The sequence below is a fragment of the Microbacterium neimengense genome (assembly GCF_054782995.1).
Window position 1 is genome coordinate 170,764 of record NZ_BAAGRK010000003.1, and the last position, 16,680, is coordinate 187,443.

General features: G+C 66.7%; 18 protein-coding genes and 1 tRNA gene. 7 read left to right on the forward strand and 12 right to left on the reverse strand.

What is annotated here, in order from left to right; translation table 11 throughout:
- Window positions 1–10 precede the first annotated feature (10 nt).
- Window positions 11–1,333, reverse strand: coding sequence for an NAD(P)-binding domain-containing protein (locus tag ACYVJS_RS03430; RefSeq protein ID WP_460737795.1), 1,323 nt, complete (start codon window positions 1,331–1,333; stop codon window positions 11–13).
- An 87-nt stretch (window positions 1,334–1,420) separates the two neighbouring features.
- On the opposite strand from ACYVJS_RS03430, the gene ACYVJS_RS03435 reads away from it, so the two are divergent.
- Window positions 1,421–1,768: an ArsR/SmtB family transcription factor gene (locus ACYVJS_RS03435; protein WP_460737797.1), complete on the forward strand. Its 348-nt coding sequence runs from the start codon at window positions 1,421–1,423 to the stop codon at window positions 1,766–1,768.
- A gap of 20 nt (window positions 1,769–1,788) precedes the next feature.
- On the forward strand, window positions 1,789–2,271 hold the full coding sequence (locus tag ACYVJS_RS03440) for a GNAT family N-acetyltransferase (RefSeq protein WP_460739854.1): 483 nt from the start codon (window positions 1,789–1,791) through the stop codon (window positions 2,269–2,271).
- Between the two features lie 59 nt (window positions 2,272–2,330).
- On the opposite strand, the gene ACYVJS_RS03445 is transcribed toward ACYVJS_RS03440, so the two are convergent.
- A complete protein-coding gene (locus tag ACYVJS_RS03445; RefSeq protein ID WP_460737799.1) occupies window positions 2,331–2,942 on the reverse strand; it encodes a hypothetical protein in 612 nt (203 codons plus the stop codon).
- A 1,059-nt stretch (window positions 2,943–4,001) separates the two neighbouring features.
- On the opposite strand from ACYVJS_RS03445, the gene ACYVJS_RS03450 reads away from it, so the two are divergent.
- Window positions 4,002–5,117: an ImmA/IrrE family metallo-endopeptidase gene (locus tag ACYVJS_RS03450; protein WP_460737801.1), complete on the forward strand. Its 1,116-nt coding sequence runs from the start codon at window positions 4,002–4,004 to the stop codon at window positions 5,115–5,117.
- Here ACYVJS_RS03450 and ACYVJS_RS03455 read toward each other — a convergent pair.
- Both ACYVJS_RS03455 and ACYVJS_RS03460 read right to left on the reverse strand, forming a co-directional pair.
- On the reverse strand, window positions 5,101–5,895 hold the full coding sequence (locus ACYVJS_RS03455; protein ID WP_460737803.1) for an alpha-glutamyl/putrescinyl thymine pyrophosphorylase clade 3 protein: 795 nt from the start codon (window positions 5,893–5,895) through the stop codon (window positions 5,101–5,103). The genes ACYVJS_RS03450 and ACYVJS_RS03455 overlap by 17 nt on opposite strands.
- 136 nt (window positions 5,896–6,031) lie before the next feature.
- Window positions 6,032–6,994, reverse strand: coding sequence for a thymidylate synthase (locus ACYVJS_RS03460; protein ID WP_460737805.1), 963 nt, complete (start codon window positions 6,992–6,994; stop codon window positions 6,032–6,034).
- A 108-nt stretch (window positions 6,995–7,102) separates the two neighbouring features.
- Between ACYVJS_RS03460 and ACYVJS_RS03465 the strand changes: the two genes are divergently transcribed.
- Complete coding sequence (locus ACYVJS_RS03465; protein WP_460737807.1) at window positions 7,103–7,636, forward strand: DEAD/DEAH box helicase family protein; 534 nt, start codon at window positions 7,103–7,105, stop codon at window positions 7,634–7,636.
- A 234-nt stretch (window positions 7,637–7,870) separates the two neighbouring features.
- Here the strand turns inward: ACYVJS_RS03465 and ACYVJS_RS03470 are convergent.
- The 8 genes from ACYVJS_RS03470 to ACYVJS_RS03505 form a co-directional block, all read right to left on the reverse strand.
- A tRNA-Ser gene (locus ACYVJS_RS03470) sits at window positions 7,871–7,959 on the reverse strand.
- A gap of 51 nt (window positions 7,960–8,010) precedes the next feature.
- A complete protein-coding gene (locus ACYVJS_RS03475; RefSeq protein WP_460737809.1) occupies window positions 8,011–8,331 on the reverse strand; it encodes a DUF7882 family protein in 321 nt (106 codons plus the stop codon).
- A gap of 78 nt (window positions 8,332–8,409) precedes the next feature.
- Window positions 8,410–9,357: a helix-turn-helix transcriptional regulator gene (locus tag ACYVJS_RS03480; protein ID WP_460737811.1), complete on the reverse strand. Its 948-nt coding sequence runs from the start codon at window positions 9,355–9,357 to the stop codon at window positions 8,410–8,412.
- Between the two features lie 262 nt (window positions 9,358–9,619).
- Complete coding sequence (locus tag ACYVJS_RS03485; protein ID WP_460737813.1) at window positions 9,620–9,895, reverse strand: hypothetical protein; 276 nt, start codon at window positions 9,893–9,895, stop codon at window positions 9,620–9,622.
- Window positions 9,896–10,025: 130 nt separating this feature from the next.
- A complete protein-coding gene (locus ACYVJS_RS03490; RefSeq protein ID WP_460737815.1) occupies window positions 10,026–10,802 on the reverse strand; it encodes an SDR family NAD(P)-dependent oxidoreductase in 777 nt (258 codons plus the stop codon).
- Between the two features lie 92 nt (window positions 10,803–10,894).
- The gene (locus ACYVJS_RS03495) at window positions 10,895–11,446 is read right to left on the reverse strand and encodes a TetR/AcrR family transcriptional regulator (RefSeq protein ID WP_460737817.1); all 552 of its coding nucleotides are present in this window, start codon (window positions 11,444–11,446) and stop codon (window positions 10,895–10,897) included.
- A 68-nt stretch (window positions 11,447–11,514) separates the two neighbouring features.
- On the reverse strand, window positions 11,515–12,402 hold the full coding sequence (locus tag ACYVJS_RS03500; protein ID WP_460737819.1) for an SDR family oxidoreductase: 888 nt from the start codon (window positions 12,400–12,402) through the stop codon (window positions 11,515–11,517).
- A gap of 13 nt (window positions 12,403–12,415) precedes the next feature.
- Window positions 12,416–12,976, reverse strand: coding sequence for a Dps family protein (locus ACYVJS_RS03505; RefSeq protein ID WP_234074791.1), 561 nt, complete (start codon window positions 12,974–12,976; stop codon window positions 12,416–12,418).
- 208 nt (window positions 12,977–13,184) lie between these two features.
- Between ACYVJS_RS03505 and ACYVJS_RS03510 the strand changes: the two genes are divergently transcribed.
- The 3 genes from ACYVJS_RS03510 to ACYVJS_RS03520 are packed head-to-tail and all read left to right on the forward strand — an operon-like array spanning window position 13,185 to window position 16,677.
- A complete protein-coding gene (locus ACYVJS_RS03510) occupies window positions 13,185–14,981 on the forward strand; it encodes a glycoside hydrolase family 15 protein (RefSeq protein WP_460737822.1) in 1,797 nt (598 codons plus the stop codon).
- Window positions 14,971–15,864 carry an SMP-30/gluconolactonase/LRE family protein gene (locus ACYVJS_RS03515; RefSeq protein WP_460737824.1) on the forward strand — a complete coding sequence of 298 codons (894 nt, stop codon included), beginning with the start codon at window positions 14,971–14,973 and terminating at the stop codon, window positions 15,862–15,864. The genes ACYVJS_RS03510 and ACYVJS_RS03515 overlap by 11 nt, the downstream gene beginning before the upstream one ends.
- Window positions 15,865–15,876: 12 nt before the next feature.
- A complete protein-coding gene (locus ACYVJS_RS03520) occupies window positions 15,877–16,677 on the forward strand; it encodes an SDR family NAD(P)-dependent oxidoreductase (RefSeq protein ID WP_460737826.1) in 801 nt (266 codons plus the stop codon).
- The last annotated feature ends 3 nt before the right edge of the window (window positions 16,678–16,680 follow it).

Here is a 16,680-nt window from a genome sequence, read left to right on the forward strand (position 1 = left end):
TCGGTTCGGGTCAGGAGCGGATGGACGCGGTCGGGATCAACGAGAAGAGCGTGCCAGATGGGGCGCAGCATGCGCCGTCGGCCGACGCGTCGGGCGCGTCGAACAGCCCGGCGCCTCCGCAGACTCCCGTATCGGGCAGAACGAGGTCGACCCGTCTCGCGGCTTCGTGGTCGCCGGCCAACTCCGCGACGACGCTGCGCACCTGCTCGTATCCGGTGAGCGCAAGGAACGTCGGAGCGCGACCGTAGGACTTCGCGCCGACGATGTAGAAGCCCGGCTCGGGGTGGGCGAGGTCGGCGGCGCCGGCGGCCGCCACGGACCCGCAGGAGTGGATGTTGGGGTCCACCTCGGCGGCGATACGAACGGGCGCTTGCAGTACCGGGTCCAACTGCAGGCGCAACTCCGAGAGAAACGACAGATCGGGTCGGAAGCCGGTGAGCACGACGGCCCGATCAGCGGCGAGACGACGACCGTCCTCGGACTCCAGCACGACGCCGTCATCGTCGGCCGCAAGACGTTCGATGCGGAATCCTGTCACGAGCGACACCAGACCGGCATCGACGAACTCCTTCGCGCGGATACCGAGGGCTCCGCGCGCGGGCAGTTCGTCGGCTTCGCCGCCTCCGAACGCGTTGCCGGTGCTGGCGCGGCGCAGCGCCCACGTCACCGTGGTGTCCGGGTCGCGACGAGCCATGCGAGCCAGCGCGAGGACCGCTGTGACCGCCGAGTGCCCGGAGCCGATCACGACCGTGTGTTTCCCCGCGAACTCCTTCCCGTCTCCGAAGTCGGGGATCCGATACGACAGCGAGCCTGCCGCGGCGCGCTCGCCGAGCGCAGGCAGACCGTCGGCGCCCGCGGGGTTGGGCGAGGACCAGGTGCCCGACGCATCGATGACGGCACGTACCTGCACCCGTTCCTCCTCCCCTTGCGCCGACTGGATGTGAATCGTGAACGGCTGGTCGGCACGCCCCGCATCGACGAGTCGATCGCGTCCCGAACGGGAGACTCCCACCACCCGTGCGCCGTAGCGGACCCGTTCCCCGAGTGCCGCCGCGAGCGGAGCGAGGTAGCCGCTGATCCACTGGGCTCCCGTCGGATGGCCTGTCGATGGCACCATCCATCCCGTCGCATCCAGCAGTCGCGCAGCAGCCGCATCGATGAGTTCGGGCCAATCCGAGAAGAGGCGCACGTGGCCCCACTCATGCACCGCCGTGGCGGCCGTGCTGCCCGCTTCCAGCACGACGACCGGCAGCCCGCGCTCAACGAGATGTGCGGCTGCCGCCAGCCCCTGCGGTCCCGCTCCGATGACCGCAACCGGCAGCGTCTCATCCATCCTCGACCCTTCTCACATCGAAACCTGTCGATAGGTAAGAGTCCGGCACAGATCGACAAATGTCAATACGAGGTGCACAATCGAGGGATGCCGAGCTTGTTGCCCCTGGTCACCACCGAAACCGGTGAGTGCTGTTCGCCGACGCCGGGGGATGCGTTGACCGCCGAGGAGGCAGATTCCATCGCCCGGACTTTCAAGGCCCTCGGCGACCCGACACGGGTACGCCTGCTGTCGCTGATCGCAGCATCGCGCGACGGTGAAGCGTGCATCTGCGACCTCACGGAGCCGGTGGGATTGTCCCAGCCGACCGTCTCCCACCACATGAAGCTGCTCGTGGATGCCGGGCTCGCGACACGCGAGCAGCGGGGGCGCTGGGCGTACTTCCGCGTGGTCACCGACGCGCTCGACCGCGCGGCGAGCGCACTACGCCCGTGAGCGGGATCGGCATCCGCGCGATGCAGCCCGCGGATTGGCCAGCCGTCGAAGCGATTTATCGTGAGGGGCTTGCGACGGGCAACGCGAGTTTCGACGCCGAACCACCGACGTGGGAGGCATTCGACGAGGGAAAGCTCGAGGCGGGCCGGCTCGTCGCTGTTAACGCTGGCGGCGGCATCAACGGGTGGGTCGCCGCGTCCGCCGTCTCCCACCGTGCGGTGTACCGCGGCGTCGTCGAGCACTCCGTCTATGTCGCGACGGACGTTCGCGGCGGCGGCGTCGGTCGCGCTCTCTTGAGTGCGCTCCTGGATGCGATGGACGACGCAGGCGTCTGGACGGTGCAGTCGAGCATCTTCCCGGAGAACAGCGCAAGCCTCGCGCTCCACGAGAGGGCCGGCTTCCGTCGCGTCGGATACAGGGAACGCATCGCGCTCATGACCTACGGGCCGCGGGCCGGGCAATGGCGTGACACCGTTCTCGTCGAGCGGCGCCGCGCGCGCTGATCTCAGCCTGTATGCGAGGCGGGTCACTCGATCCGCGTGAGCTACTCCACGAGCTGTCGTCAGCGACGGTCGCCTTGGAGCTGGAAAACCAGCTGGGTCTCGAAGCCGGGTTCTTCGGAGCGCGCGACAGCGAGAATGAAGTTGTCGCCACAAAAGACGGTGGCCTGGCAGTTCTGCCCGTGGGAGAGCCCGTCTCCGATCTTCCCATCCATGACGGCGACCGCGTCGGTGTAATAGATGATGCGTTCGGGGATCGCAACACCGTAGGCGAGGGTGTCGCCGCTCTTGTCGTCGGTATAGGCCACGACGCAGGCCTGGTCGTTGAAGATCGGGTCCGAGATGGGCAGATCTTTGTACGACATGGCCGTCACTGTGTTGTTGTACTGGGCTTGCACCTTCGCCGTCAGGTCGATGTGCGCCTGACACTCGGCGCTGACCATCGGCGGCGCACTGGGCGCTTTGCCCGCACAGCCGGTCAGCGCAGAGATCGCCAGGAGCGCGATGAGCGCAGCCGCAAGTCCGACCCGGCTTGACTGAATGGCCATCGCGCCTTCCACCCTCGGGCGAGAGCTAGCAGTGGCAGCCTGCGGCACAGCCAACACGCCGACATCCGCGAGCGGGGCGGCGGCAACAAAAGTAAGCGCGCGGCGAAGGCGGCGAGGTCGGGTCATGGTGCGGATTCCCCCCAGGAAGGTATGGCACGGGATGAGCTACAGAATTACCCGCCACGGTAACGACGGGTAGTAGCGATCGGCGATGGGGAGGATTCCCCAAACCGTCGCCGATGTACGCCTCGTGCCTGTCGAAGAGTGGGTAACCCGCGCTGAGCCGCGCGGAACCCTACGGCCACCCTGCCGAGCGCCCAGGCAGGTCGGCACCGCGCATATGCGAGAACCCCGCCCGAACTCTCGTTCGGACGGGGTTCTCCGTGGCGGAAGTCACGCAATGGCTTTCAAACCCCGTGTGGGAGACGAAGCGGCTGTTGGAGTGGATCTCGAAGTTTCGGACGCGCTCTTAGTCTGTTCGCGCCCCGAGTGATGAGCTCCTGCGTCTCGATGAGCGTCGTGTAGCGCACACGGGCGAGTCGCCGACGTGGCCCCCAAGCCAAACGCTCAGTCGCGGCACCGCCAGTCGCAAGCCGCGCACGTCCTGCTTTTGATGAAGGCGAAGTGGACGCGGGCTTCTCGTCGGCCTTCCGCAAAGTTGGCGGAGAAGCCAAAGCGTCGAGTTTCGGCGTGTCTCTTGCTGCACTGCGACAAATGCGCACCCAACGCAGGTCGGCCACATACCGCGGCGAAGCACACTACAGCCGGCCCGTGCGGCTAGTCTCATCGAAGTAGCGTTTGAGCGAAGATTCCCAGAGACGGATGAACTATCGCGTGGTCGCAGAGCTGAGGGTGTTGGGGAAGATCGGTGATGCAGTTGAGCTACGCAACGCCGCGGTTGCGGCAGCAGTTCCTCGACCCGCGCGACGGGGACTGGCCCTCACCCGAACACCTCCTCGACATGCGGCAACAGGTCGCTGACATGACAGCGGCAGACTCGCTCCTTGAGGTTCCGCTCGGCGTGCCCCCGCTGGCTAGCGTCAACGTAGCGGGATTTGAGATCGTTGCTGGTACTAATGTCGTTCTACGCTGCCGGGTTGATCATCACTCCTTTCGGGTCACCGCCGGGGGAAAACCCGCATGGTCACAGATCAATCGGCTCATGATCAACGGGTGGCAGGAGGCATGACTGTGACGCTTCAGGTTAGGGAAGACGCACCACGGTGGGCATCAGCCCCCGGCGACACGATTCGCCGCCTTCTTGAGACCAAGGGTCTCTCTACAGACGACCTCGCGGATGCGCTGGGCATCAGCGATCCCGAAGCACGCCGACTCATGCTTGGAGAGATGGTGCTGACGAGCGAACTGGCAGCAGGCCTCGCCCGCGTGCTCGGCTCAACACCAGAGTTCTGGTGCCGCAGAGACGCTCAGTATCGAGAGTCTCTGAACTGGCTGAGGGTCGATGACCTTGTCCGCCGGTCCCCAATTGCAGAGCTGAGACATCGCGGCTGGCTCGCAGACGACCGTGGCACCTGGCAGCACGAGGCGGCAACGCTGCTTGACTACTTTGGCGTCGAAGATGCGCAGCAATGGGCAGACGTCTGGACGTCGAGACTCGCCGATGCGCATTACAGGACCTCGGCCAGCTTTGAGTCGGACGAGCTAGCTGTCGCCGCCTGGTTGCGTCGCGCCGAGGTCGAAGCCGCGCTACGTGAAGTGGCGAACTGGTCGCCTGCGCAGCTACGCGCCAGCATTCCGCAACTTAGGTCGCTGAGCAAGATCGGGGATCCTCAGAAATTTCTGCCCCAGGTCAGCGATCTGCTAGCTCGCGTTGGTGTGGCGTTGGTAGTTGTCCAACCCACGAAAGAGTGTCGTGTCAGCGGCGCCGCCTTCCGTGTGAACGAGCACGCACGAGCGATCGCGCTCTCAGCCCGCTATCTGGCAGAGGACCACCTGTGGTTCACACTGTTTCATGAGATCGGGCATCTTCTGCTTCACGGTTCTGACGGCGAGTTTCTCGATGAGATCGACGTGACGGACGGTTCAGAGTCTGCGACAGAGGGGGAAGCAAATGAGTTTGCGCGTTCCGCGTTGCTTCCCGCTGGTGTCGACGAGCTTCGAAACCTACGCGCAAAGGGACCGACCGCCCGCGAAATCACCCGTTTCGCCGCAAGACATGGGGTTGCCCCCGGAGTAGTAGTCGGTCGTCTTCACTTCGATGGCGTACTCGATTTCAGCCAGCAGAACAAGCTGATCCGCCGTTACAGGTGGAGCGAACAGACTCTCACCCAGAAAACTTGACGTATTTGTCCGGCTGCTTTTGCCAGTTGCATATCGCGTCTTCCAGTACATCAGGGCGAATGCCAGTCAAATCGCCGAACTGAGCAAGCTCTGCTTGCAGTTCTCGACCCGTGCCCTCAGTAGGGTCTCCGCGCAGCAGAAGCGCTGCCCCCCGGCGCGGACCCGTTGCGTTCACAACATATGAGTGGGGCGGCCGCAGCTCGACAAGCCCGAGCTTGCCTAGCATCGTTAGGTAGTCGAACCGGGCCGTGCGTCCAAACCTGATCACAGCATCGAGAGAACGGTAAGCCGAGTCAAAGCTCTCCTCAGGCGTACCGCCGCTGAAGGATGCGAAACGTTCCGCATGATCCCCCCCGGCTGCCAAGACCCAAGTGACGTAACTTGCGATTGCGGCACCCGTCCCGGCATCCTTCCACGCATCTAGACTCTCGTACTTACGGTGGTTGCCGAATCCATGACGTCCTTCGTCACGATGGAAATCGTCCTGGTGCTCGGCAAGCCACAACCGAAAGGCGAATGGGTCAGCGGCAGTGCGCGCCCAAGTCCACCAGCCTGATGGCCCCTCGCCGAACGCGCCATACACGTACCGGATGTAGCGCCACCCCGCATGCCGATGCTTCCCAAAATGGACGAACAGGTAAACCAGCCAGATTGCTTCGTCAAGATCACCGGCCCGAGCGTTGAGGATTGCAGCGCGAATGGGATCAAATCCCGGATCGCGTGGATCGCCAGCCTTCGGATCCAGCGCCCTGCCGCGCAGACGGTCGGTGTACTGCACACGTTGTTCGCTGTCAATCAGCTGCTCAATGAGAGCTTCTCGATGACCCGGCTGCGCTAGTCCCGGAAGCGCTCCATGTCGTGACTCATAGTCAGCGAGGACCCTGTCTAGTCGCAGTGAGTCCTGCTCGTAGTTCCTACGCATCTGGTAACTCTCCTTCCAGGATGTGATCACGATCGCTCAAGTAGAGGTCGTACACCGTCCCCCGCAATTGATCGCGAGCCAGTGTGAGGGCCGCACTATCCTTCCGCCGGTACGCATGGTAGCCCGACAGCAACTGGCCGAGTTCCAGCCAATAGGGCGCCAGCGAATCAGGAGGTTCGAAACCCCGCTGCGCCCGCAACGCGGCCTCCCACTCAATGATGACCTCGACATTTGGCCACGGGTCACCAGGAGGCATCAGCGGCATCGGGTATGGCGTTTGCGCGCCTTCCCGCAGGAACGTCTCGCCCTTGTCTCGGTCTTCTTCATATATATGAAGACTGCCCACAAAGTGCGTGTACGTGCCGACATCTGCCCCAATCGCACGCGCAACCAGCTCCTGGATGAACGTGAAGGAGAAGAGGTCGTGCCTTAGGCCGGTAATGACGTCGTTGGACCTCATGAAGACAATCAAGTCAACACGGCCGCCACGCAGAAGAAACTGAAGAGTACAAGTGCAAGGAACATCTCGTGGATCCGCCTCGAGATCGCGGCGTTCGAAGAGTTCGACCACGGCTTGCCGCGTTGTGGAGCCAGCAGTGAGCTGCTGAACAACTCTTTGAATCTGTGCGTAGTCCCCCGTACCGAAGAGGCGCGGACCATAAACTCCGGTCCCTTCACCAATCAGACCTTTGTACCCCGAAACGTAGAACGAAATATGGTCAAGGCTGTCATCTCCCGTCAGGTACCAAATCGTCTCCGCAAGTGCGCTGAACATGTGAGGGAGGGCCGATGTACGACTTACTCTGGCTCGTGGATTAGAGAGCTGCAGCCGAGCGCCACGAGTCTCCAGCGTCTCGCCGCGTGATGTGGACACCGGCTCACCCGAACTGAGGAGATATTGAACCGATGCGAACAGTAGGTCATCGAGAGTGCTCTCTTCCACGACGAGCGACATCGATCCCCCCGGGTATTGCAGCGCCCCAACCTTCTCGCCAAGCTAGCCCCAGACGGCCTTGGGTGCGAGTCGGCGCGCGGGAATAGCCGTCGTCGGATGAGGAACCCCATGATCGTGGTACTTGAAGGGCCGGACTTCGCAGGGAAGTCCACAGTGGCCGAGGCGTTGGCTCGTCAGTTCGGTGGCAGCATCGTCGCCAACGGCCCCCCGCCGCCCGATGTGATCCTCCGGGATCACTATCTCGACCAGGTGTACGCGGCGGCCTTGGCCGACCATCTCATCATCTTTGATCGCCTGCACGTGGGAGAGCTAATCTATGGGCCGATCTATCGCGGGGCCTCACAGCTCTCAGAGGACGACGTGATGTCCATCGAACATGCGCTGAACGCAGTCGATGCCCTGAAGGTGCACGTCGATGCTTCTGATGACGTTCTACTGGAGCGACTTCACGGCCCAAGAGGCGACGACATGGTTCGTGATGACGACCAGCTTCTGAGCATCGCCCATCAGTACCGAGCGCTGCTCGCTACTGATGGGCTGTTGCCCGACTGGGAGTCCCTTTCGACCGGAGACAGCGCTTCAGTCATCGCTCGAGAAATACAACGGCGGAAGACGATTAGGGACAATCTCGATCGAGGATGATCCGTCCCGAGTCTGCAACTAGAACGCAGGGCTGAGGGACGTCGGAGGCCCGAGGCCACCCTGCTGGTCTTCCAGACCCGTCAGAGCGGTACACATAGTAGAACCCCGCCCAAACCTGCATTCGGGGCGGATCGGTGGCGCGACACGATTCTGGTCGAACGGCGCCGGCTCGACGGAGCGCCGTAACGCGAGAACCCCGCCCAGGCTTTCGCGTGGACGGGGTTCTCGGCTGAGCGGAAGTGACAGGATTTGAACCTGCGAGGCGAGTTACCCCGCCTACATGGATTCCAGCCATGCTCCTTAGGCCGCTCGGACACACTTCCAAGGAGCGATCCTAACACGGGCGGTCGGCGCCGCCTGTGCGCGGGTGTCCCTCACCGCGCGTCGTCAGCAGACTCAGCGCGCTCCGGAAGCAGCACGATCCCGCCCGAGGAGTGTGCCGAGCGGGCGAGCTCCTCGATCCAATCGCGGCTGATCTCGGCGGGCTCCGGGTCGTCGAACACGAAGCGCAACGGGATGGAGGGGGCGAACCACAGCGTGCTGCGCCCGCCCTCCTCGCTCTCCGGATGCGTGAGCGACACCGTGAAGCTCTCGCCGCGGCGGAGCTTGGTCGCGATCACGACTTTCAGGTGCGCGAGGGCGCGATCCTCGATCTCCACCGCCGTCTCATTCGCCCCGTAGAAGATCTGTCCCATGCCGATCACGGTATGCGAGCGCTCTCGCCGGCGCGAGGACTCCACTCCGAGCGCGCATGAAATGTCCCCGACGCGTGCTCAGCGCCGCAACGTGTGCGAGGGCGGCTCGCCGTAGGCCTCGGCGTACAGGTGCGCGAAGCGGCCCGTGTGGGCGAAGCCCCAGCGGGCCGCGATCTCGCGCACGGTACGAGCGCCCGCATCCGCCGCCATCAGATCGGCGTGCGCGCCCTCGAGCCGGATGCGGCGCAGGAAGGCCGATGGCGACATCTCGTACGAGCGCCGGAAGGCGAGTTGGAGACCCCGCACCGAGGTGCCCGCGGCGACGGCGACATCGCCGATCGTGATCGGGTCGGCCACGTGCTCCTCCATGAACGCGATCGCCCGCCGCACGGTGCGCGGCGACGTCTGCGCGCGCGTCCGCGAGTGCTCGCCCAGCAGCGGGAACGTGGTCGCAATGGCGGCGACAAGCTGGTGGGTGAACTGGGCGCGCAGAAGCGGCGAGGTGGCCACGGTCTCGTCGGCGAGCAGGGTCGCCTCGATGAAGCGCAGCGTCTCGGCCACGATCACGTGACGTTCCGCGGTGCCGTTGACCCGATCCGTTCGAAGCCGCGGCGGCTCCTCCCCCAGCATCCCGCGCAGCACCCGGTGGAACGTGTCGGCATCGAGGCTGACCGCCCGCAGCTGCAGCTGGGTGAAACGTGCCGAGAACGCGGTCGCCGGCGGTACGAGGAACGGGATGCGGCCGTCGCCGCTCTCCTGGCCGACCGACCACCGATGACGGCCCGCGACCGCGTGGGCGACGATGAACTGGGGGAACTCCTCCGCGTCCGTGCGGTTCGATCCGCCGAAGCGGAGCGCCGTGGCCATGAGGGTGCTGTCGCTCACGGCAGCCATCTGGTAGCGGAATCCGACCGGCGGGTCGGCCGTCAGAACCATCGAGGTGTTGAAGAGCTCGCTCACCGATTCCTGCGCGCGTTGCGGGTCATCCGTCTGCAGTCCACGGCGGGAGGGTGCTCCCTGGTTCACGCCCCGTCACCTGAAACGACGACCGTGGAATCCAACCTGCCCAACTGCCCTCCTCGCGCGCCGATCACGGCGCATCCCCACCCTGTGCGATCACCCGCCCGCGGGCTCGGTATCGATCCGATCCACGCGGGAAGTATCCGCCACACGCAGCCGCGTGACAGCAACGAGAATCGAGGTCGTTCGTGCACGAACAAAGAGGGTTGACACCGGATACGCGATCTGGCATACGCGCATCCGGTCGCCGGTGGCGAACCGGATCCGATCAGCGCGAGGGGCCCTCGAGAAGCTCCGTCACCCGGTCGAAGTCGAGCGTCTGGGCGATCTCCTCCGCACGGTCGTAGCGGGATCCGGCGAGTACGACGAACACCGCACCGACCACGTCGACGAATCCGACGCAGTCCTCGCCACGCAGGGCCCGATAGCGTTCGGGGGCGATGCGCTCCCACCGCAGCTCATACACATCCGGGGCGTCAGCGGTGACCTCGGCGGCGGTTCCGGCTGCGGGCGTGCGGTTCTCCGGCATCATCTGCAGCGTCATCGTCGCCTCCTGCTCCGTGGGGTTTCCCCTACTGTGCGCTCGGGCGGTGTCAATCGGCTGAGGCTTGACTTATCGTCTGCTGGTCGCCTACGCGTGCACGGGCGCCCGGGACGGGCGCCCGTGCAGCGCCTCAGCCGAGGAAGGGACGCAGGTCGGGATATCCGCTGGTCTGCCAGGCGCCGTCGACGACGACGTTCTCCCCGTTCACGTACGAGGCGTCATCCGACGCGAGAAACAGCGCCACACCGGCGATCTCCTCGGGCTCGGCCGGCCGACCGGCCGGGATGCGCGCCATGTACGCCTCGGGAACACCGGGCATGCTCATGAGGCCCCCGGTGAGCGGGGTCGCCACGAGACCCGGTGAGACCGCATTGACGCGGATGCCGTCGCCGGCGAGCTCGAGCGCCGCGTTCTTCGTGAGCATCACGACACCGGCCTTGGCGGCCGAATACCCCGCGCCGAAGTGCATCGGAACGAGCGAGTTCAAGGATGCGATGTTCACGATCGCGCCCGCCTGGCCCTCGGCGAGGAAGTGCTCGGCGCCGAGCTTCGTGCCGAGAAAAGCGCCGTAGAGGTTCAGTCGGATGTTGAAGTCCCACGTCGCGAGGTCCATGTCGACGATGCGGCCGGGCCGAGATCCCCCCGCGACGTTGTAGACCGCGTCGATGCGACCGAACCGCTCGCGCGCGCCGTCGAAGAGCGCCGTCATCCCACCCTCATCGGTGACATCGGTCGCCAGCCCCGCGACGCTCTCGCCGAAAGTGGCGCCGGCTGCGGCGACTGCTTCGGCGTTGATGTCCGCGACGAAGACCCGAGCGCCCTCATCCACGAGGCGGCGTGTGATCGCCGCCCCGATCCCGGAGACGCCTCCGGTGACGATCGCGACCTTCCCGTCGAAACGTGCCATGACTGCCTTCCCGCGACGACCGGGCGGCGTCGCTGCACGACAGCAGTCTACGCAGACTATCTGACATATGTCTTATAGATCTGCGCGATGATTCAGAGCTGCCACCACTGGGCGGATGCGGCGAGGATGACGGCGACCGCACGGTCGAGGTCCGCCATGTCGGTCCGCAGCCACTGCTCGATCGCCCCCACCGTGCCGGCCGCCGCATAGGCCACGGCGAGCGAGACGGCGGCGGCATCGCCGGCGATCGCCGCAGGCACGATGGCGGGGCGCCGCTGCACCCACTCCTCCAGCCCCTGGCGCAGACTCCGCTCGAGTCCTGCCCGAACCGGAGCGGCGAGCACCGGCTCCATCGCCGAGCGGTAGACCGCGGCCCGCGTGCGGACGTGCTCCAGCAGCATCCGCTCGCCGTCACCGATCGCCGCATCCGTACCCAGCGCAGCGGTCACCTCCTGCAGCTCCGCCTCGAGAGCGTCGGCCGCCAGTTCGGGCACTCCGGCGGCGTGCCGATAGAAGGTGTCGCGGGTGATTCCGGCGGCGCGGCAGAGATCGGTCACACTGATCTGCGACAACGGCATCGCGGACGCCAGCTCGAACACCGCTGCGCGCAGGCGCTCCTGCGTGCGACGCACCCGCGGATCCATCCGCCCATGCTAAGCGCACGCGCGGAAACGGCCGCCCGGCGTCCGGACGGCCGTCTCCCCCGCGAAGGTCAGTGCACCGGCATCCCGCCGGTGACGGCGATCGTCTCGCCGACCACGTAGCTGGACTCCTGGGAGGCGAGGAACACGAACGCCGGAGCGAGCTCGACGGGCTGGCCCGCCCGCCCGATCGGCGTCTGCGAGCCGAACTCCTCGATCTTCTCGTTCGGCACGTAAGCGGGCTGCAGGGGGGTCCAGATGGGGCCGGGAGCCACGCCGTTGACCCGAATCCCGCGCTCGATCAGCTGCTGGGACATCGCACGGGTCCAGTTGGCGATGCCCGCCTTCGAGACCGCGTACTCGGCCAGCGAGGGCGACGGCTGGAATCCCTGCACGCTCGAGGTCGTGATGATCGCCGCGCCGGGCTTCAGGTGAGCGGATGCCGCCTTGGTCAGCCAGAACAGCGGGTAGATGTTCGCTTTCACAACGTGATCGAGCGTGTGCGTCTCGAAGTCGTCGATGCTGTCGACCGTGGGCATCGTGCCGGCGTTGATCACCAGGATGTCGAGGCCCCCGAGCTCCCGGACGGCGCGCTCGACGACATCGACGTTGGTCTGCTCCTGCTGCAGGTCGCCGGGAAGCAGCACGGCCTTGCGGCCCTCCTTCTCGATGAGCGCCGCGACCTCTTCGGCCTGCGGCTGCTCCTCGGGCAGGTAGCTGAGCGCCACATCCGCGCCCTCACGGGCGTAGGCGATGGCGACCGCCCGACCGATGCCGGAGTCGGCGCCGGTCACGAGCGCCTTGCGCCCGGGCAGCCGCCCGAAGCCGATGTAACTGGTCTCGCCGTGATCGGGCGCGGGGTCCATCTCGTGGATGTCTCCCGGCGCGCTCTGCTGCTGGGGCGGGAAAGGCGGACGGGGGAACTGGGTGGTCGGATCCTGGGCGTCGTACATGCTCATCGTGCGAGCCCTCTCAGCGCGCCGCCGGCGCGCGGTTCTCGGCACTGACCATCCACGCGAGCTGCTCGAGGCGCTCGAGCACCGCGTGCAGGATGTCGGCGCTCGTCGGGTCCTCGTCGTCGACCTCGTCGTGCACGTCGCGGCAGGTGCCGATCGTCGCCTCCAGGCGCTCGGTGATGAGGTCGATGACCTCGCTCGTGTCGATCTCGCCCTGCGGGAACTCCGGCAGCGTGGTCGTCTCGGCGACCGTGTCGCTGCGGCCGTCGGGCAGCGCGTGCAGCGCCCGCATCCGCTCCGCGACGGTGTCGCTGAACTCGCGGGCAGCGTCGATCACCTCGTCCAGCTGCAGGTGGGTGTCACGGAAGTTGCGGCCGACGACGTTCCAGTGCGCCTGCTTGCCCTGCAGCGAGAGCTCGATCAGGTCGACGAGCACCTTCTGCAGGTTGTCGCTGAGCTCCTGGGATGCGGTGAACCCGCTCTCCGCGTTCTGCTCCTCGGTGAGCCCGGCTCCGGCTCCGCCCTTCGCGGGGCGGCGGCGGTTTCGCGTCGTGCTCGATGCGTTCGTGGCAGCCATGTCGTCCTCCTTCGTCGTCGAGGACGGGTCGTGCCCGTCGCTCGGTGTCTGACGGGTGCGACGCTAACCCCGGCTCGTGGCGCGCCGCCGGGGGTTGTCCGTCCCGCCACGGGTTGCTAGCACTCGTGCGCGGGACGGCTTTCTAACCCGACCGCGCGCGGCACGCAAGCCTGCCCCGGCCCGGGGGCGGGCCGCCTAACGTGACTGCGTGCCCCGCCCCTTCTCCGACCTTTCGTCCTACGCGGCGATCGGCGACGGTCGCACGGTCGCGCTCGTCGATCGGCGCGGCAGCATCGACTGGCTGCCGGTGCCCAACCTCGACTCCGTGCCGGTGTTCGCACGCATCCTCGATGCCGAGAACGGCGGATGTCTGGAGATCACGCCCGTGGGCGAGTTCGAGGTGCGTCGCCGATACGTCGCGCGCACGAACGTGCTGCAGACCACCTTCATCACTCCGACGGGCACCGCCCGCCTGACGGACGCGATGGTGACGGGTGTCGCCGGGCGACTCCCCTGGGCCGAGCTGGCCAGACGCGTGGAGGGCATCGACGGCGAGGTCTCCTTCACCTGGCGCGTGCAGCCGGGTACGCGCCTGAACACCGCGGCACCCTGGGCAGAGCAGCGTGACGGTGCGACGATCCTCCGCGTCGGCGAGACCTCGCTGGCGGTGGTGGGACAGGACCATGGCGCAGCGAAGACCGTCGACGACGGTGCCGGCCCGCGCGTCGAAGGGTCGTTCACGACCTCGAAGGACTCTCGCCACCTGCTCGTGGTCGTCGCGACCGACGGCGAGCCGCTGCACCTGCCGTTTCCGGAGAACGTCGACCGCAGCATCGACCGCACGATCGAGGGCTGGCGCGCCTGGTCGCGGGAGTTCGGCTACGAAGGTCCCTGGCAGGCGACCGTGCAGCGCAGCGCACTCGCGCTGAAGCTGTTGGTCTACTCCCCCACGGGGGCCATCGCCGCCGCCGCGACCACGTCGCTGCCGGAGAACCCCCGCGGTGGCAAGAACTGGGACTACCGGTTCGCGTGGGTGCGCGATCTCGCCTACACCGCGCACGCGCTCGTGCGCTTCGGCCTCCGCGAGGAGACGCACGCCGCGATCTCGTGGCTGCTGCGCACTATCCGCGACAACGGCCCCGACCTGCACGTGCTGTACACCCTTCGCGGCGCCCTCGCGCAGGACGTCACCGAGCGCGACGCACCGGGCTGGGGCGGGATCGGCCCGGTCGTGACCGGCAACCCGGCGCACGGACAGCTCCAGCTGGGCGTGTACGGCGACCTCTTCGCCATCTGCCGCACCTACGTGGATGCGGGCAACGTTCTGGATGTCGCCACCGGTCGCATGCTCGCCGCCATGGCCGACCGCGCCTGCGACGAATGGCGCAAGCCGGACTCCGGGATGTGGGAGCTTCCCGAGATCCGCCACTACACCTCCTCGAAGATGGGCTGCTGGCAGGCGCTGCGCGATGCGGTGGTGCTCGCCGAGGCGGGCGCCATTCCGGGAAGCGCGCAGCGTTGGGCCTCCGAGCGCGACCGCATCGCGGCGTGGATCGCCGAGCACGGCTGGTCGGAGGAGGTCGGGGCGTACGTCATGCATCCGGGCGCCACGGACGTCGACACCTCGGTCCTCCTGCACGCCGAGAGCGGGTTCGACCGCGGCGAGCGGATGTCGCGGACGATCGACGTGCTCACCGAACGGCTCGGCGCCGGACACCTGCTCTACCGCTACACGGGGATGGATCAAGAGGAGCACACGTTCGTCGCCTCCGCGTTCTGGCGGGCCGGTGCGCTCGCGTGCGTGGGACGACACGAGGAGGCCGTCGCGGCCATGGACGACCTCGTCGCCCGCGCCAACGACGTCGGCGTCTACGCCGAGATGATCTCGGAGCACGACGGCGCATCGTGGGGCAACCTCCCCCAGGCGCTCAGCCACCTCGCCGTCATCGGCGCAGCACTGACGATCCGCGACCTCGTCCCCGCGGAGGAGCTCGATGGGCACTGAACCCCGCCTCTTCCGGCGCCTCGACGCGATCCTCGTCGAGAGTATCTTCTGGGACGACCGCACCGACGAACTCGTCTGGGTCGACATCACGCGCGGCACGGTGCACCGCGCCCGACTGCACGATCCCGAGGACGGCTCCCGCGATACGGTCGTGCAGCTGCCGGCACCGGTGAGCGCCGTGCAGCCCGCCGCATCCGGCGGGTTCATCGCGGCTTTGAAGGATCGCGTCGTCCTGCTGGATGCGGACGGCACGATCGTGCGGACGGTCGCCGTCCTGCCCCACGCGCACCCGGGCATCCGCAGCAACGAGGCCAAGGTCGACCCGTTCGGACGTTTCGTGGTCGGAGCGATGGACCTGACGACCGGCGCACCCGACGCGAGCCTGTACCTCGTCGAACGGACGGGCACCGTTCGGGCGCTCCGCGGCGGTTTCGGCGTCGCCAACGGCTTCGAGTGGTCCGACGATGCGCAGACGATGTACGTCACCGACACGGCCACCCGCACCGTCTACCGCGGCGCGTATTCGCCGGGGGCCGAGGCGCTCGGCGAGCTCGAGCCGTTCCTGGTCGGCGAAGACTCCGACGGCCTCGCGCTGGATACCGACGGGCGATTCTGGAACGGCGTTTACGGCGCCGGCCAGATCGTGCGGTGGACTCGGGAGGGGCGTGTGGAGGCCCGCATCCGAATCCCCGCGCCGCAGGTGACCTCCGTCGCCTTCGGCGGACCGGCACGGAATCTGCTGTTCGTCGGGACCGCTCGCGAGAACCTCACCGAGCAGCAGCTCGTTGCGGCTCCCCTCAGCGGATCGATCTTCGTGATCGACACGGACGCCCAGGGGCGCCCGGCACACACGTTCGGACCGATCCCGTCCGAAAGCGAATGAAAGGAAACCGACATGGATCTCGGCATCGCAGGCAAGAAGGCTCTCATCACCGGGGGCGACTCGGGCATCGGCTTCGAGACCGCCAAGCTCCTCCTCGCTGAGGGAGTGACGGTCGTGCTCACCGACCGCGATGCGGACAAGCTGGAGGAGTCCGCCGCCAAACTCGACGCACCCGAGGGCCGACTCCACGCGTTCGCCGCCGACATCACCGACGTCGCATCCGTGGCCGAGCTGCACCGCAAGACGACGGATGCGGTGGGCGCCATCGACATCCTGGTGCAGTCCGCGGGCATCACCGGCGCGCAGGGACTGTTCCACGAGATCGACGACGAGGGCTGGACGTCGACGATCGAGACCGATCTGCTCGGACCGGTGCGCGTGATCCGAGAGTTCCTGACGGATCTGCGCTCCGGCGGATGGGGGCGCCTCGTGCTCCTGGCCTCGGAGGATGCGGTGCAGCCCTACGACGACGAGCTGCCCTACTGCGCGGCGAAGGCCGGCATCCTGGCACTCGCGAAGGGACTCTCGCGCAGCTACGCCTCGGAGGGGCTGCTCGTCAACGCCGTCTCCCCCGCCTTCATCCACACGCCCATGACCGACGCGATGATGGAGAAGCGCTCGAAGGAACGGGGCGAGTCGTTCGACGAGGCGATCGCGTCGTTCCTCGACGAGGAACGACCGTACATGGAGCTCGGTCGCCGAGGCGAGCCCGAAGAAGTGGCTTCGGTGATCGCCTTCCTCTGCTCGGCGCGTGCGTCCTTCGTCAACGGGTCGAACTACCGCGTGGACTCGGGGTCGGTCGCCACCATCTGACGA

Bases quoted from the DNA above. Each gene is read 5' to 3' on its own strand.
- ACYVJS_RS03430 (WP_460737795.1), bottom strand. From the start codon at position 1,333: ATGGATGAGACGCTGCCGGTTGCGGTCATCGGAGCGGGACCGCAGGGG.
- ACYVJS_RS03435 (WP_460737797.1), top strand. From the start codon at position 1,421: ATGCCGAGCTTGTTGCCCCTGGTCACCACCGAAACCGGTGAGTGCTGT.
- ACYVJS_RS03440 (WP_460739854.1), top strand. From the start codon at position 1,789: ATGCAGCCCGCGGATTGGCCAGCCGTCGAAGCGATTTATCGTGAGGGG.
- ACYVJS_RS03445 (WP_460737799.1), bottom strand. From the start codon at position 2,942: ATGACCCGACCTCGCCGCCTTCGCCGCGCGCTTACTTTTGTTGCCGCC.
- ACYVJS_RS03450 (WP_460737801.1), top strand. From the start codon at position 4,002: ATGACTGTGACGCTTCAGGTTAGGGAAGACGCACCACGGTGGGCATCA.
- ACYVJS_RS03460 (WP_460737805.1), bottom strand. From the start codon at position 6,994: ATGTCGCTCGTCGTGGAAGAGAGCACTCTCGATGACCTACTGTTCGCA.
- ACYVJS_RS03465 (WP_460737807.1), top strand. From the start codon at position 7,103: ATGATCGTGGTACTTGAAGGGCCGGACTTCGCAGGGAAGTCCACAGTG.
- ACYVJS_RS03475 (WP_460737809.1), bottom strand. From the start codon at position 8,331: ATGGGACAGATCTTCTACGGGGCGAATGAGACGGCGGTGGAGATCGAG.
- ACYVJS_RS03485 (WP_460737813.1), bottom strand. From the start codon at position 9,895: ATGACGCTGCAGATGATGCCGGAGAACCGCACGCCCGCAGCCGGAACC.
- ACYVJS_RS03490 (WP_460737815.1), bottom strand. From the start codon at position 10,802: ATGGCACGTTTCGACGGGAAGGTCGCGATCGTCACCGGAGGCGTCTCC.
- ACYVJS_RS03495 (WP_460737817.1), bottom strand. From the start codon at position 11,446: ATGGATCCGCGGGTGCGTCGCACGCAGGAGCGCCTGCGCGCAGCGGTG.
- ACYVJS_RS03500 (WP_460737819.1), bottom strand. From the start codon at position 12,402: ATGAGCATGTACGACGCCCAGGATCCGACCACCCAGTTCCCCCGTCCG.
- ACYVJS_RS03505 (WP_234074791.1), bottom strand. From the start codon at position 12,976: ATGGCTGCCACGAACGCATCGAGCACGACGCGAAACCGCCGCCGCCCC.
- ACYVJS_RS03515 (WP_460737824.1), top strand. From the start codon at position 14,971: ATGGGCACTGAACCCCGCCTCTTCCGGCGCCTCGACGCGATCCTCGTC.
- ACYVJS_RS03520 (WP_460737826.1), top strand. From the start codon at position 15,877: ATGGATCTCGGCATCGCAGGCAAGAAGGCTCTCATCACCGGGGGCGAC.